Origin of the sequence: Polaribacter sp. IC066, assembly GCF_007997085.1 — a bacterium.
GTDB lineage: Bacteria > Bacteroidota > Bacteroidia > Flavobacteriales > Flavobacteriaceae > Polaribacter.
Genome location: NZ_VORR01000002.1, coordinates 45,506 through 61,965, shown reverse-complemented (window position 1 = coordinate 61,965; position 16,460 = coordinate 45,506). Strand labels below are relative to the sequence as shown.

11 protein-coding genes are annotated in these 16,460 nt (G+C 33.0%); 9 read left to right on the top strand and 2 right to left on the bottom strand.

Annotated features, from left to right (window positions below; all coding sequences use genetic code 11):
* Positions 1 to 124: 124 nt before the first annotated feature.
* From ES044_RS01020 to ES044_RS00980, 9 genes are all read left to right on the top strand, one after another.
* The gene (locus tag ES044_RS01020; protein WP_147117693.1) at positions 125 to 1,564 is read left to right on the top strand and encodes a SusD/RagB family nutrient-binding outer membrane lipoprotein; all 1,440 of its coding nucleotides are present in this window, start codon (positions 125 to 127) and stop codon (positions 1,562 to 1,564) included.
* 50 nt (positions 1,565 to 1,614) lie between these two features.
* On the top strand, positions 1,615 to 2,949 hold the full coding sequence (locus tag ES044_RS01015; protein ID WP_147117692.1) for a sodium:solute symporter family transporter: 1,335 nt from the start codon (positions 1,615 to 1,617) through the stop codon (positions 2,947 to 2,949).
* Positions 2,934 to 3,761, top strand: coding sequence for a metallophosphoesterase family protein (locus tag ES044_RS01010; RefSeq protein ID WP_147117691.1), 828 nt, complete (start codon positions 2,934 to 2,936; stop codon positions 3,759 to 3,761). Before ES044_RS01015 ends, ES044_RS01010 begins: the two co-directional genes overlap by 16 nt.
* Before the next feature lie 22 nt (positions 3,762 to 3,783).
* Entirely contained in the window at positions 3,784 to 4,752 is a 969-nt protein-coding gene (gene arsM, locus ES044_RS01005) for an arsenosugar biosynthesis arsenite methyltransferase ArsM (protein WP_147117690.1), read from the top strand.
* Between the two features lie 71 nt (positions 4,753 to 4,823).
* Entirely contained in the window at positions 4,824 to 5,315 is a 492-nt protein-coding gene (locus ES044_RS01000; protein ID WP_147117689.1) for a rhodanese-like domain-containing protein, read from the top strand.
* 370 nt (positions 5,316 to 5,685) lie between these two features.
* The gene (locus ES044_RS00995; protein ID WP_147117688.1) at positions 5,686 to 6,306 is read left to right on the top strand and encodes a TIGR04282 family arsenosugar biosynthesis glycosyltransferase; all 621 of its coding nucleotides are present in this window, start codon (positions 5,686 to 5,688) and stop codon (positions 6,304 to 6,306) included.
* A 5-nt stretch (positions 6,307 to 6,311) separates the two neighbouring features.
* Positions 6,312 to 7,016, top strand: coding sequence for a DM13 domain-containing protein (locus tag ES044_RS00990; RefSeq protein WP_147117687.1), 705 nt, complete (start codon positions 6,312 to 6,314; stop codon positions 7,014 to 7,016).
* A gap of 5 nt (positions 7,017 to 7,021) precedes the next feature.
* Entirely contained in the window at positions 7,022 to 7,837 is an 816-nt protein-coding gene (locus ES044_RS00985; RefSeq protein WP_147117686.1) for a purine-nucleoside phosphorylase, read from the top strand.
* Positions 7,838 to 7,893: 56 nt separating this feature from the next.
* Entirely contained in the window at positions 7,894 to 8,778 is an 885-nt protein-coding gene (locus tag ES044_RS00980; RefSeq protein WP_147117685.1) for a sterol desaturase family protein, read from the top strand.
* A gap of 687 nt (positions 8,779 to 9,465) precedes the next feature.
* Here the strand turns inward: ES044_RS00980 and ES044_RS00975 are convergent.
* On the bottom strand, positions 9,466 to 11,700 hold the full coding sequence (locus ES044_RS00975) for an LruC domain-containing protein (RefSeq protein ID WP_147117684.1): 2,235 nt from the start codon (positions 11,698 to 11,700) through the stop codon (positions 9,466 to 9,468).
* Between the two features lie 245 nt (positions 11,701 to 11,945).
* Positions 11,946 to 16,193, bottom strand: a complete 4,248-nt coding sequence (locus tag ES044_RS00970) for a collagen-binding domain-containing protein (RefSeq protein WP_147117683.1) — start codon at positions 16,191 to 16,193, stop codon at positions 11,946 to 11,948.
* Positions 16,194 to 16,460: the final 267 nt, after the last annotated feature.

Below are 16,460 nucleotides of genomic sequence, written 5' to 3'. Positions count from 1 at the left end.
GAGGAACGAAGATTCCTTGTAGGTTTTAAAAAGTTAGATAATAATTGAATATTTAGATTCCTACAAGAATTAGATATTAACATACCTACAAGGTTTTTGAAACCTTGCCGGATAATTCAAAAAAATGAAAAAAATTATATATACAATTGCAATTTTAGCCTTCACATTGGCAAGTTGCACCAAAGATTTTGAAGACATCAACACAAATCCGAATGCTCCCGTTGCCGTGCAACCCAGTTTGTTATTAAGACAAGTAATCTACGATTTTGGCGAGCAAATGAGTTACGAAGGCTTCGTTGCTGGTGATTTATTAGCGCAACATAGAACCGCATTAGATTTTAATTTATTTGACAGACACGATTTAAAAAGTCCGCAATTAGGAGGAAATCCTTGGCCCGTATTTTTTACAAATTTACGAGACAATGAAATCATTTTAAAACAAAGCAGAGAAGCTACTGCTTTTGCAGTTTATGAAGGACCTGCTTTAATCTTAAAAGCATATATCGCTGCTGGCTTAACAGATTTATTTGGTGATGTTCCTTATTTTGAAGCTTTTAATGGTGTTGAAGGAACGGTAACTCCCAAATATGATTTACAAGAGGATATTTATCAAAATGAAAACGGAATTTTTGATAATTTAGATAAAGGAATTACTGCGATTCAGAATTATGGAGGATCCATTCCGCTAGAAGGCGATATTTTATACAACGGAAATTTGGAGTCTTGGGTAAAATTTGCCAACTCTTTAAAGATTAAATATCTCATCAGAATTTCTGCAAAAATTGATGTTGCTGCGCAACTTCAAACCTTATTTACAAACGGAAATTACATCAAAAGTAATGCTGAGAATGCCGTTTTTGATTTCACAAATTCAGAGCCTAATAGTTTTAGATTGGCACAATTAAGAGTCGGCGATTTCAATAATTTTGTATTATCAGAAACCATGGAAGAAATCTTAAGCAATTTAAATGATGCTAGAATTGGAACATTTTTTAGACCGTTTGCGAATTCAAATTCAAACGGATTTAATGGTTTAATCAACGGTATAAATTCGTCTACAACTTCAACAGCTTTGTCAGACTATTCTTTAGCAGGGAAAAGTTTTAGAGAAGACACATCAACATTAGATGCCAATTTTATGACTGCTTGGGAAACTAGTTTTTTACTAGCAGAAGCGGCTCAAAAAGGATTCATTTCTACCAACGTAGCAACTTTATACAATGAAGGAGTTACACTAGCTTTTGAGTATTGGAACACTGATTTAGCTGCTACATATTTAACAGGAAATGCTAATTTAAATGCACTTGGTACAACTCCTTTAGAGCAAATCATTACCCAAAAATGGATCGCTTCTGTAATCAATGGTTATGAAGGATGGATTGAATATAGAAGAACAGGTTTTCCGAACTTAAAAAGCGTTTCTGCCAGTTTAAATAAGGGTTTAATTCCTGTAAGAATGCCTTATCCTGCAGAAGCTGCATCGTTGAATTCAGAAAATTATAAAGTAGCAGAAACAGCAACCAATGGAAATAGTTTGGATATTCCTGTTTGGTGGAATGAGTAAAATTAGACCTCACAGGTTTTAAAAACCTGTGAGGTCTTCTATATAAATTTATGGAAGTAATAAATTATCAATGGGGATTAATTTTAATATCAAGTTTGATATTATTTTTCTTGTCACCTTTAGCAAAAACAACAGATCAGTTTTTTAAAGCTGTGAACAAGAAAAAAGCGCCCAATACTTTAGTATTAACTGGGAGTCTAATCATTTCTTGGATTTTTGCAAAAAGCATTACCAACGCAGCCAATCTCGGGTTAGAATTTGGTTTGGTTGGTGGTGTTGCCTATGCAGGTTATTATTTGTCTTTTGCTGTTGCTGGTGTTATTATTTACCAATTAAGAACCAAAGGAAACTTTAAAAGTATTCATGAATTTTTGATTTCTAAATTCGGGAAAAATGCCATGGCAATTTTTTCTATTCTGATCGCTTTTAGGCTTTTTAATGAAGTTTGGAGCAATACCATGGTCATTGGTAGTTATTTTGGCGCACAAGGAAGTACTTCTTATTATTGGTCAATTATTTTATTTACAGTTTTAACGTTATCTTATGCTATAAAAGGTGGTTTGAGCAGTTCAATTTTTACAGATATAATTCAAATGGTGCTATTCTCTGTGTTGCTAATGATCATTTTAGGAACTATTTTTTCTGTGGATGATTTTTCGACGCAACAAATAGCTTCGTCAGGAACTTGGAGTTTTGAACTCGGCCTAAATCTCTTTTTCGCAGCACTTATTCAGTCTTTCAGTTATCCTTTTCACGATCCTGTTTTAACAGATCGAGGTTTTATTTCATCACCCAAAATAACTAGAAAAAGCTTTTTATGGGCAAGTTTTTTAGGCGCAATTTGCATTGTTTTATTTAGTTTGATTGGTGTGTATGCGCAAACAAAAGGAATGAAAGGACAAGCTGCCGTAGAAGTAGGAAAAGCATTTGGAGTCGTTATTTTATTAGTTATCAATTTTATCATGATTACCTCAGCAGCCTCTACGTTAGATTCTACTTTTTCATCATTTTCTAAATTATTGGCAGTCGATTTAAATTTAGGGAAAACGGTTTCTTTCGGAAGAATCACCATGATTGTAGTGGCGGTTTTAGGAACAATCCCTGTATTTTTTGGAGCAGAAATTTTATCAGCAACCACCATTTCTGGAACCATGGTGATTGGTTTAACACCTATTTTTATTTTTTGGAAAGTGAAAGTGCCAAAAGTAAGTTTTTACTTGAGTGTTTTCTGCGGATTAGTATTTGGGTTCTTTTTAGTGTTTGATGTTTTTCCGGAAGCATTGATTTTTACAAAAGGAAGATATGCCTCTTTATTGTGGGTAAATATTTGGGGAATTATTAGTTGTATCATATTATATTTTATTCCGAAATGGATCAAAAAATAGAGAGTTTAGATAAAATAACAGGAAAAATACTGCTTTTTGGCGGTGTTTACAGCAATTTACAAGCTTTAGAAGCTTTAAAGCAAATTGCTGAAAAAGAAAATATTGCTCCGGAAAACTGCATTTGTACTGGCGATATTGTTGGCTATTGTGCGCAACCCGAAGAAACGGTGCAATTGTTTAAATTGTGGGGCGCCAAAAGTATTGTTGGCAATGTAGAAATTCAGTTAAGAGAAAATGCTGATGATTGTGGATGCGATTTTAGAGAAGGTTCTCGTTGCGATGATTTTTCGCAACTTTGGTATCCTTTTGCACAAAGTAGATTGTCTGAAAATTCGTTAGAATTTCTGAAAACATTGCCGAATCATATCAATTTTCAATATGCGGATAAAAATGCAACTGTGGTTCACGGTTCCTATTTTCAGGTATCAGAGTTTATTTTTAAATCTACAGATTGGGCAGTTAAAAAACCAAATTTCGAGGCTACAAATTGCAATCTAATTATTGCCGGTCATTGTGGTTTGCCATTTCATCATCAACAAGAAGAAAAAATTTGGTTGAACCCCGGCGTTATAGGAATGCCCGCAAATGATGGAAGTCCGGATGTTTGGTATGCAATTATTGAAGACTCAAATGATTTGTTTAACTTTACACATCACACATTACATTACAATTATAAATTAACGAGTACCTTAATGCAAAACGGATTGTTACCTGAAGAATATTCAAGAACTATTATTACAGGTATTTGGGATAATACAGAAATATTACCTGCAATAGAAAGTGGTTTGCAGGGATTCGGAATTCAATTGTAATAAAATATTTAAAATAAGAAACATGAGCTATTTAGAAACTACCCATAATGTATATAAAGAAGCGGCTTTAATACCAGATGTTGGTCTTTGTTGCACTACGAATCCTATTTGGGAATTACCAGGACTTAAAATTCCAAGAATAATGCAAGAAATGAACTACGGTTGTGGATCTACGGTGCATGCAAGAGATTTAACGAACAATCCTAAAATGCTATATGTTGGCGTTGGTGGAGGCATGGAGTTGTTACAATTTGCTTATTTTAACAGAAGTAAAGGTGGCGTAATTGGTTTAGATGTGGTGGATGAAATGTTAGAAGCATCTCAAAAAAACTTTAAAGTTGCCGAAGAGCAAAACGATTGGTTTAAAAGCGATTTTGTCGATTTACGAAAAGGTGATGCGATGAATTTGCCTGTGGATGATAATTCGATTGATGTGGCTGCTCAAAATTGCTTGTTTAATATTTTTAAGTCTGATGATTTAAAAAAAGCGATTGCAGAAATGTACAGAGTTTTAAAACCTCACGGAAAATTAGTAATGAGCGACCCAACGTGTGAGCAAGAAATGAATGATGAGTTGCGCAATGATGACCGCTTGCGTGCTTTGTGTTTAAGCGGAAGTTTATCGATTGCAAACTATGTAAAAGCGCTGACCGATGCTGGTTTTGGAACGATTGAAATTAGAGCCAGAAAACCATATCGTATTTTAGACCCAAAGAGTTATCCAACAGATGAATTAATTTATATTGAATCTATAGAAGTTGCCGCAATTAAAGATCCGATGCCAACAGATGGTCCGTGTATTTTTACAGGAAAAGCAGCTATTTATTATGGCGAAGATGATTTTTTCGATGATGGTTTAGGACATACTTTATTAAAAAATCAGCCTTTAGCAATTTGTGATAAAACTGCTGCTGCTTTAGAAAGTTTAGGACGAGATGATATTTTCTTCTCTCCTTCTACTTTTCATTATGATGGCGGTGGATGTTGTTAACTAGCGCAGCTAGTTTTTATAGAAATAGCATTGCTATGAAAGTAGTCGTCTTTTGATTTAAAACACATTTTATGAAAAAAATTCTCCTACTTTTTTTAGTTATTAGTTCAGCAACTTTTGGTCAGAAAAAACTAGATAAATTACTAAACAAATGGAATCAGCGAAATATTCCTTATATGTCTGTAGAAACTTTGGCAATGCCCAAAACAAACGCTATTTTATTAGATGCAAGAGAAGAAAAAGAGTTTAAAGTGAGCCATTTGCAAGATGCTATTTCTGTGGGTTATAACGATTTTAAAATCGAAGAAACTTTGCGAAAATTACCAAAAGATAAAGCGACAAAAATTGTGGTGTATTGTTCTTTAGGAATTCGTTCTGAAACAATTGCTTATAAAATAATGCAAGAAGGCTACACCAATGTTTATAATTTATATGGCGGTATTTTTGAGTGGAAAAATGCCGATTTTCAAGTAATTGACACTTTAGGAAAATCAACAGAAAAAGTGCATGCTTTTAATAAAAACTGGGGTAAATGGCTCAAAAAGGGAGAAAAGGTTTATTAGTTGTTCGATTTACGATGTTCGTTGTTCGTTGTTCGTTGTTCGTTGTTCGTTGTTCGTTGTTCGGTAATCGATAATCGATTTACGACGTTCGGCTAACTATAATCGGTTAACGATAGACGATAATCGATGGACGATTTACGTTGTTCGTTGTTCGATTTACGATGTTCGGTAATCGATTTAAGACGTTCGGCTAACTATGATCGGTTAACGATGAACGATAATCGATGGACGATTTACGTTGTTCGTTGTTCGGTGTTCGGTGTTCGGTGATCGATTTACGACGTTCGGCTAACTATAATCGGTTAACGATAGACGATAAACGGTAATCGATGGACGATTTACGTTGTTCGTTGTTTAAAATTTATAAAAAATGAATTCATATAGTAGAAACTTACTTTTAATCTTCACAAGAAATCCTGAATTAGGCAAAGCAAAAACACGTTTAGCAAAAACGGTTGGTGATGAAACTGCTTTAGAAATCTATAAATTTTTACTAGAAAGAACTCGTGATGTTTCAAGTGAAGTAAATTCTGATAAAGCGGTCTATTATTCCGTAAAAATTAGAGAAAATGATATTTGGGATGCAAAAGTATATCAAAAACACCAACAAGTTGGTGAAAATTTAGGCATAAGAATGCAAAACGCTTTCAAAAACGGATTTGAAGCTGGTTATCAAAAAGTGATGATTATAGGGAGTGATTTGTATGATTTATCGTCGGAAAACATCGAAAAAGGATTTCAAGAATTAGACACGAATGATGTTGTTATTGGGCCTGCTGAAGATGGTGGTTACTATCTTTTAGGAATGAATTCGTTGCAAGAAAACATCTTCATAAATAAAGAATGGGGCACAGAAAGCGTTAGAAAAGATACGTTAGAAGATTTAAAGAATAAAAAAGTGAAATTATTGGCAATAAAAAACGACATAGATGTATATGAAGATCTTGTACATATTCCAGAAATCATGGATTCGTTTATAGACCCTAAATAATTTACATGAAAAAATTACTACTTATCTTACTTTTAGCATTTATTAGTATCAACATACATGGACAATGCACAGAAACTCTTGGCGAATTTGGCAACAATGTAAAAGATGCGCCTTCTTATAATATTTCTGGTGATGTAAGCATTTCATTAACATCTAAAAATCAAATAACACTATCTCTTGAAGAAAATTTTTCTACAGAGCCAGGACCAGATGTAAGAGCTTTTTTAGTTTCATCAAATGGAAAAACAAAAGAGGAATTAACGGAAACATTAATTGCTACTTTAAATCATATTGATTTCGGTTTGATAAAACCTTCAGGAAAACAGTCGCTTTCAGTTACCATTCCAGACAACAAAGATATTTCTGATTTTGATACCGTTTTTTTCTATTGTTTGCAATTTAATCATTTTTGGGATTTAGGGACTTTTACTAAATTTAATGCTAGTTCTTGTTCGGTATTAGATAATGATACTTTTAAAATAGATAAAATTTCTTTCTATCCAAATCCCGCAAAAGACAAAATTCATTTTTTAAATATGAATACTAGTTCTGCTGAAATTCGTATTTTTAATGTTTTAGGAAAACAAGTTTTTCATCAAAAGAACAACACAAAAACAACCCTTAATATTTCTAATTTTAGTCGCGGAATTTATCTCGTTAAAATTAATATGGAAGGAAAATCAAAAACTCAAAAATTAGTGATTCAGTAATACTTATGAAAAAACACCAATTAAAAGAAACAGTCAATTTTTTAATATCAAACGGAATTACAAATCCAGAAATAGGAATTGTTTTAGGAACAGGCTTGGGAAGATTAGTGAACGAAGTTTCTATTGAAAAAGAGATTGCATATGCCGATATTCCTAATTTCCCTGAAGCAACCGTAGAATTTCATTCAGGAAAACTAATTTACGGAGAATTATCTGGCAAAAAAGTACTTGTAATGGCTGGTCGTTTTCACTTATATGAAGGGTATGATGCTTGGGAAGTTACCTACGGAATTAGAACCATGCATGGTTTAGGAATCAAGAAATTACTAATTTCAAATGCTGCCGGAGCTATCAATCTTGCCTATAAGAAAGGTGATTTAATGCTCATTGAAGACCATATTAATTTGCAGGGAAGTTCTCCTTTAGCGTTTCCAGGCGCCAATAACTTTGGTAATATTTTTGCTGATATGTTGGCACCGTACTCTGCCGAAATGAACTCGCAATTGAATTTAATTGCTCAAGAACATAAAATTCAATTACATAAAGGAATTTATGCAAGCGTTTTAGGACCGCAATTAGAAACAAGAGCAGAATATAGAATGTTGCAAATTTTAGAAGTAGATGCTGTTGGAATGAGCACAGTTCCTGAAGTTATTGTTGCCAAGCAGTTAAACTTACCTTGTGCTGCTATTTCTGTTTTAACAGATGAATGTGATCCTAAAAATTTACAACCGGTAGATATTTCAGAAATTATTGCGATTGCTGGTGAAGCAGAACCAAAAATGATTACCCTCTTTAAAGAAGTGATTAAGGTTTTATGATATATTTAAGTATCCCACTTTTAATAATTTAAAAGCTCTCTGTATCTTTGTAGTCGATGGATAAATATATAGAAATCATAAAAATTTCCTATTCCAATTATTGGAATTACATAAAACAGTCTGTTTTAATGGATCTTAATTGGGAGAACTATTTCTACGGATTAATTATAATCTCTTTGGTTGTTTGGGGATTGGAAGCTATTTTTCCTTGGCGTAAAAATCAATCTTTATTCAGAAAAGATTTTTGGTTAGACACGTTTTACATGTTTTTTAATTTCTTTTTATTAAACTTAATTGTTTTAATTGCTTTATCAAATTCTGCAGCCGCAATTTTTAATGATATTTTAGGATTTATAGGTTTATCTGTTGCTAGTTTTCAATTATTAGATTTGAATTCAATGGCTTTTGTACCTCGTATTTTTATCTTTTTTATTGTGGTTGATTTTGCACAATGGTGGACGCATAGATTATTACATAGAGTTGAATTTCTTTGGAATTTTCACAAAGTGCATCACTCTGTAAAACAAATGGGCTTTGCTGCACACTTGCGTTATCATTGGATGGAACCTGTTGTTTATAATTCTTTACGCTATATTCCTTTAGCAATTATTGGAGGCTTTTCTGCACAAGATGTTGCATTTGTGCACTTTTTTAACATCACTATTGGGCATTTAAATCATGCCAATATCAATTGGGATTATGGCTTTTTAAAATACATTTTTAACAACCCTAAAATGCACATTTGGCATCACGCTAAAAAATTACCAGCAGAAAGAAAATTTGGTGTAAACTTCGGACTTACTCTAAGTATCTGGGATTATCTTTTTAAAACCAATTATATTCCGCATTCTGGCAGAGATATTGAAATCGGTTTTAATGGTGATGAACATTTCCCGAAAGGGTTTTTGAAGCAAGAATTATATCCTTTTAGTAAAAAATAATTGAATTCGTTACTGCAAAGCATCAACTAAAAAAATTTTTAAACAAAAATTATATGCCACAGTTTTGTGTTTTTAACCAGAAAAACAGAAAGAAGCCTCATTTTAGAATTCAATATTCTACAATTTCTGCTTGAGTTTATCTTGATTATTTTTATTTGGCTTTCTACAAACCTTTTTAAAAAGTAAAAATAATAGGAAGTTATAATTTTTTATCCTTTAAAAAAACACCTTAATCACCTAAAATAAATCAACTTACAAAAAAATTAACCGAAAACAAGCAACAACCTTTTTTGTATTTAAAGAGTTTACAAAGCAACTCTCTTATAAAATAAATAAGCTCTGTGTTTACTGGACACTAGATACCACTACTTTTTATTTAGCTACTATTTTATTTTAGCCGCTACAATAGTAGAGCTGAAGTGTAAATACTCAATCAAATTTCTGGTATCGTTTAATTTCTATTCATTAAAAGTAATCTACATCACTCTAAAAAGCAAAATTGAGCATCACAATAAATAAAATGCCCTGTTTTTTTTTCAAGAAATTTAGCCTGCTATTTTAATTGAAATCGTATTCAAAATACCTAATAATTTAGCTGTACACAAACTTAAACAAACTATAAAAGCGCCTACATACTAGTTGATTACTATTATGTAGGCGCTTTGTAATTGTTTAAACTCTATTTAATTATTTTATTATTTGCGATTCTTCTCTGTTTCCATTAATACTTGAATACCAATCTAAAGCAGGATTTGAAATTACAAAATCATCAAAATTAGGATACGCTTCTAAAATTAAAACCCCCTCTTTTGGCCAAGGTAAATCCATTGGTAAATCTGTTAACACCCAAGGAAATCCGTTTGCATTTATAAATAAATTACCATCACCTAAAGACTTATCATCACATCTTGAAAAGTTATTTGCATCATTGTACATCGTTGGTGTGTTTAAAGCCGAATAATTACGGTGCAACTCATTATATAAAGGATGTATTTCATGACCCAACTTACCATCTTGAAGTATAAACTCGTCATAAGCTCCGTTTATATTTGAAACAGTTCCTGAAATTACTGGAATGTCTGAATACTCTATTTCCACCGTATTAATGATGCCACTAACATTCTCGGTATAGATTGTTTTTATATTATTAAAAATAAATAAGGTTGTATTATTCTGACTGTCATGCATTCTTGTTATTTTGCTGCTAGCATACCGATCAGAGCTCTCTAAATTTAAAGTTGCATTATTATCTTCATCCATAACACGTAAAACAAGGCTGTTGTTAAAACCTGCTCCTATTGCTGGAAATTTATAATTGAATTTAATTTCGGTTATCGAAGCATTTTCTCCATTACTGATACTTTCTTGGTACGTGTAATTATGTACTAAATCATTTAAATCGTAATCTCCCATACACGGATATAAATCTTCATACAACGATGTAAAGAAAGTATTTTGTCCTTGCGGATACTGATAAGAAGCTACACTCGCGTTGTTATCATCTACATCTACACCTGCAATTGCGCCATCGTTATCGTTATCAACTGCGTTATTATATCCTAATGAACAAGCACTGGTAGAGATAAAAGTAGTACAAGAATTAATTACTTTGTTATCACCCATGCCGTCTGTATAACTATTAGAGCAAATATCTAATTCTCCTTTAAACTGTTTACTTGATGACCAAAAAGTTATAGAACCAGTTTCTATAATAGAATACCCATGATTTCCTTTTATGTTTCCGCCAGATGTAATACTTGCACATTTAAATATTGAACCTTCTTCAATTTTTATATCGGTACTTGGATTACTTGTAAAACTTCCAGTTATTGCGGTGTAAGAAGCATTTTTAAATTCTACTTTTTTACTGTTTACGAAGTTACCAGAAATAGTAGTTTTACATTCGTTTTTAAATTCACCACTATTAACAGTAAAATCCCCACCAACTTTAAGTGTAGATCCCTCTTTATTGTGCAATTTATCTGAAATTGTAACACTTCCACCAACATTTACAGTTCCTCCATCATTATCAAAATGTCCCTCTATGCTTAAAGATCCCGAAATATTACAAGTTCCTCCATAAATATTTATTTCATCAGAAAAGACACCAAGATTTCCAACAATATTCGCAGTCCCCCAGTTGTTAAATTCACTTTTATTTGTGAAGATTGTATTTACTCCATTAAAAGTACCTTCGTTATATGTAGTTGAATATAATGATCCACGAAGAGATAAACTCGCCCCACTAGCGACATAGATAGTAAGTTTACTACCCCAATCAGTTAACAAGGTTGGATTCCAAGAGCTACCGCTACATATATAGATACTTGTGTTTTTAGTAACTGTAAGTGATTGCGTTGAATTAGTGGTTATTTGGAAATTACCGTCATCGTTGCCATTAAATTCGGCATAATCACCGCAATTCCATGATGGAGGATTGTCTTTAGAAAATGCTGCGCTTGTTTTAGCTGCAGTAGCGCTTTTGTTTTCACTATCCTCCTCATCAATTAGAACTTCATCTTCAATAACTAAACTTCCTAATTCATTAGGTGTTAGGACCCACTCTCTTGTGCCTCTTGCTAAATCTGCTTGTACCGCTAACAAACCTACATGATTAGGTATTTTGATAAGACTACTAATTGATTTTTCTCTATCAATAGCGCCATCGAACAATAATTTATACGTATCATTCTCAATTTTGAATATTTTTATTTTTACAATATCTGCTTTAGATTCTTCAGATAAATTAATGTTGGTATTTTGTAATGTAATAGGTCTTAAATCGTGACCTTTGGGTACCACCAATGTTGTAATATCATCCGTGATGTATGCTACTGATTCAGCCTTATCTTTTGGAAATTCATTAGTACAACCTTGTAATAATGTTAATAAAATAATTAATGTAAAAAATTTAGTTTTCATATAATTTGATTTGAGGGTTAAACACAATAAACCTAATGTCTATTACTATTTTAAAATTTGATGATAAAATGAACTTTTTAAAGAACATTCTGTTTTTCTTTTGAACAAAGTTATAAATATAAACTCTTAAAAAACGGTAAGCCCTATAATTAACCTGCTTATGTCGATGAATTGTTTTTTTTTAAGATAAACACACTTTATCGATATAAAATGAAAAATATATTTAGCGCTTACACACTATTAGACTATCTGAATAGAATTTTAGAGGTCCCATAATTTACTTGATTGCTGGTTACTTTTAAAAGCATTACTCCTGGTTTCACCTTAAAATCGAACGCTAGTTCATTTTTACCCGCTGTTAATGTTGTTTCTCCTTGGTAGATGATTTTGCCCGTAATATCTGTTAAAGTTACTGTTGCTTCTGTATCTGTTTTACTAAACAATAACAAGTTTACATTTCCTTTTGATGGATTTGGATAGGCCATAAACTCATTCTCAAAAGTTTTGATTTTTTGTATTGTTTCACTTTCAACAGCTGTCTTGGTAAACCTTACATCAGAAATGTTTAAGTCTAATTCTTTTGTTTGTGCTTCTACAGGTAAAAACGTAAAGGTTAAGGTGGTAAAATCTTCTACAGTCATCTCATCCAAGGTTCCGGTAGATGTAAACACATCAAAAGGTACATAGTAGGTTTGTGCTTCTTCAGAGACGTCGACCATGATTCTGTATTGTGATTTCCAGTTTTCAATTGATGATTTGATCAAACCTAACTCCATTAATCCAGAGCCTGTTGCTGTAAAAGCAACATACTTGTATTCGGAATAATCTGCAGATAATGTTCCGGGTAATAATGACTTATAAACCGTTAAATAATCATATTCACTCGTTGCTTTGATGGCTATATTTCTGTTGATAGCATATTCATCGTCATTATAAAATCTGTCGAAATCATTAGATACAAAATACTCTTTTACCTCGGTGTATCTCTTGTCGAAATCCAATCCCCAGTTTCCGTCTGAATGATAAAAAGCGTCTTCTACTTGTCCGTTTACTTTGATCAAAGCATCATATTCATAACCATCTTTGATGTCTACTCTTACTGTTTGCTCAAACGCTGTATTTACAGGATTGTATCTGTATTTTACATTATTGGCCGTTTCAGAGTACAATTCTTCCATAGAGATCTCGGTGTTTAAACCTTCTTTTGTGCTTCTTAATAGAATGACCAAATCTGCTTGCTCTCTTGATATTTTTGCCGCAAAGGTTTCTGGAACTTTCTGCAGTTCTGTTTGTGTTACAGGAATAAAGGTTCTTAAGTTCTTTAAAATATCCGTCACTAACTTTTTAGTACCTTCAGGATTCGTAGACCATACTTGAAAATTATACACATCGTTAAACTTGGTGTAGTTGTTTACATACCAGTTGGTTTGAATGGTATACGTGTTCTCGTTGTTGTTCTTTGCCGTTGCAAAAGAGATAGCATATTCTACCACACCGTTTCTTTGCTGAATGCCTTGCATTAAGAAATTGTAGCCCTCTAATTGAACTGTTTGAATGTTTAAAATCTCGGCACCTCTTAATCGATCACAAGATGCTTTGGTATGGTTGTAGATTTTATCAGATGTTTTAATCCCTAATACAACCCCTTTTGTTTTTCCGTCTAAAGAAAAATCTACAGACAATACTTCATCGGCAACCGTATAATCTAAAATGTCTGTTGGTGAGGTAATATTCGCAATGTTTCCGGCAACTAATTCTGTAGGAAACATGTCTAACATTGTTTGTCCTTTTCCTTGATAAGGCTGTGCTGATTTTAACTTTGCTTTGTTGTACAAATTGGCATTTGATTTTACAAACTTTGTTGGTACAGAGTTTTTCTTACGACCTACATAGATTTTAGAAATGATATCGCCTAAAGATTCACTTTCAATCGCCCCGTCGTTACCTCCGGTAACTTCGTTAGAACTAATCACTACCACTTTGATTGTTTTTACCGTACATCCATTTAAATTGGTTCCAGAAAAGAGAATATTATACATTCCTGATTGGGTAAACGTAAAGTTTACTGTTGTTTGATTCGGAAATAAACCAGCCCCTGTTCCGGTTAAAGCCCAAGAATAATTTGTAAAATCATTGGGATTGTTTAGGGTAAACTCTTTGGTTACTGAAGCATCTGTAGCACTCATTGTTGTTGTGGTAATATCTGCATTTACAACAGGTATTACAGTAATTTGAGTTGTGGTAGTATCAGCGCCAAAAGTGTTTGTAGCGGTTAAAGTAACTGTATAGATGCCTGCATCTGAATAGGTTTTAGTAGGCTTCATAAAATTGCTAGTTGTCCCGTCTCCAAAGTTCCATGTATATGAAATTGGGTCTGTTGGCTGTGTTGCTGGCTGTATGTTTGAGGTATTGTTAAAAACAAACTCATTACCATTTAAACATTCGGTATTGTTAACAGTTAATGTTGCTACAGGTGCAAAATTTGAAACTGTAGAATCTACTACTTCGGGGATAAAGTTGGCACATTTTACATAGCCACCGTCTTGTGTAAAAGAAGTTCCAATTACCTGTCCTAAAATATCTGCGGTGTGTACCGTTTTTATAATCGCTGCAAAGGGCGCTAAAATAGTTCCGAATACATCGTTGTTCCCTTCCATGATTAACTCCGTAGTATTATAAAAATTATAGAGTACGTAAGGTGAGTCTTGATCTGCAAACCCTCCTTGAGACCATACATTCCAATTAAAAGTAGCAGGTGCATTTACATTAATCACTAATACTTTAGTTGCATCTGGGTGATTTTGAGCGGTAAAATTCTGAACGCTATTTAAATCTGCCCCTGTAATGTTCATATAGTTGATGCCATTGTTTAGAAAAATTTCTAAATCGCTGGGTGGATTAATATTGGATATTGAATTGCCTGCAGCGTCTTCTAAAGATGCATTGTGTGCATTCTCTGACATACTCGTTGAATTTGTTCGTAATCTTTGAAAAGCTAAAGGAAAATCAATCAAATCTTTTGCAAACACAGCGTTTGTTCCGGCAGATGCGTTAAAACCTGCTGCATTTCCTGACAATTGAATATAAGAGGCGCTCTGATAATCTGCTGCTGGTGTTATTCGAATTGGTGTTGGTGCGTTTTGTGGATCTGCATACCATGCATTAGATCCTGCACTTGTGCCAATTTGTGCATATTGTGTTGGATTGTATAACTTTAAAACACCCGAAGTATACTGAACTTTGCCAGCTACTAAAAGGCCTACTTTATTTCCGTTACTTTCAAAACAACCACAGTCTTGCAAAGCAACTCCATAATTACCGTTTATGGTTAAATCGCCTCCTGCTGCTAAACTTCCATTTGTACCACCACTAGTTACGTGAATGTTATTTTCTACAAAAATACTAAAACAATCTGCTGTCGCGGTTGGTTGATAAGGAGTATCACAAATAGATGATCTTACAGTATCATCTAAACTACTGCCTACTGTTTGACTTGTTAACATTGCAACTAACGGAACTCCGTTTGTATTTACATCACCTGTTAATTGACCATTGCTATCGATATCAGTAATTGTAAAGTTAGCGCCTCCTTCTAAAGCGTCTGGACACCCATCGTTGTCTGAATCTGTATCTAAATGATTTGGAATACCATCATTATCCGTATCTACATATAAAGGATAACTACATAAATCATTGATTAATCTAATTTTTTGACTATTGCTTAATCCTCCAGTAGATGACGTAAAACCAAAATGAACATTAGATTCCCCGTTAAACACATTCGCGATTAAATCATCCGTATAATTTGCGATAACAGTGCCATTAAAAGAATAGCTTAACGTTTTAGCATCTGCATCCCAACTAAAATCTACAAGATGCCATTTGCCATCTTCTATATTCCCTAAATCGGTCATTGGTGTAAGGTCAACCCAAGTCCTTGTATTTTTTATTTGCGTATGATCATTCCTTAAATCTTCTATATTTTGATGCGTATCAAATTCTATAGCAATACCGTTTCTAATATTTCTAGCGCCAATTCCTTGACCTGTAGAACCAACAGTAGCAATACCATTAGAATCGTTATGAAAAACAATTGCAATACCATCTGCTCCTATATCTTTAACGCCTAAATTAATTTCTATCGAAAAATCAAAATTTTGATTAAAATCAATTTTACCAAAAGACATCGACGACCCAGCTTGCGTTTGCAAGTCTGGTGTAAGTTCTATTTCGCTTGCACTGATAAAAGATGCACTGCCCGCAGTAGAAAACAAATTACTCAAAAACGGCGTGCTTGAACCATTTTCTACACAATCTAAAATACCGTCGTTATCGTCATCTAAATCAATGCTATTTACAATTCCGTCACCATCGCAATCTGTTGTCACTACACACTGTGCGTTTGCATGAAACATTGATAAAAAAGCACATAATAGCGTTAAATTTAACAGGAAATTACTTTTACTATTGAATTTTTTATTCTTTAAGATCATATTTATTTTTTAGAGGATATACAAAGTTCACTTTTAAAAGTGATTCAGAAATTAATATTCGATAAAAAGCAACCTTCTTTAGATTAATAACTTGTAAACTAATTTTAACTTACAACTAAAAACTAGTTTGTATCAAGTTTCAGAAAGGATTTCAAAAATTTACCAAATAAATTAAAGGCTAAAATTAAATAGGGAAAGAAACAATAGAAAAATGTTATAACCGTAAAACCGTCTGCTAAAGAATTTATGCTAGATATGGTTGGTAGA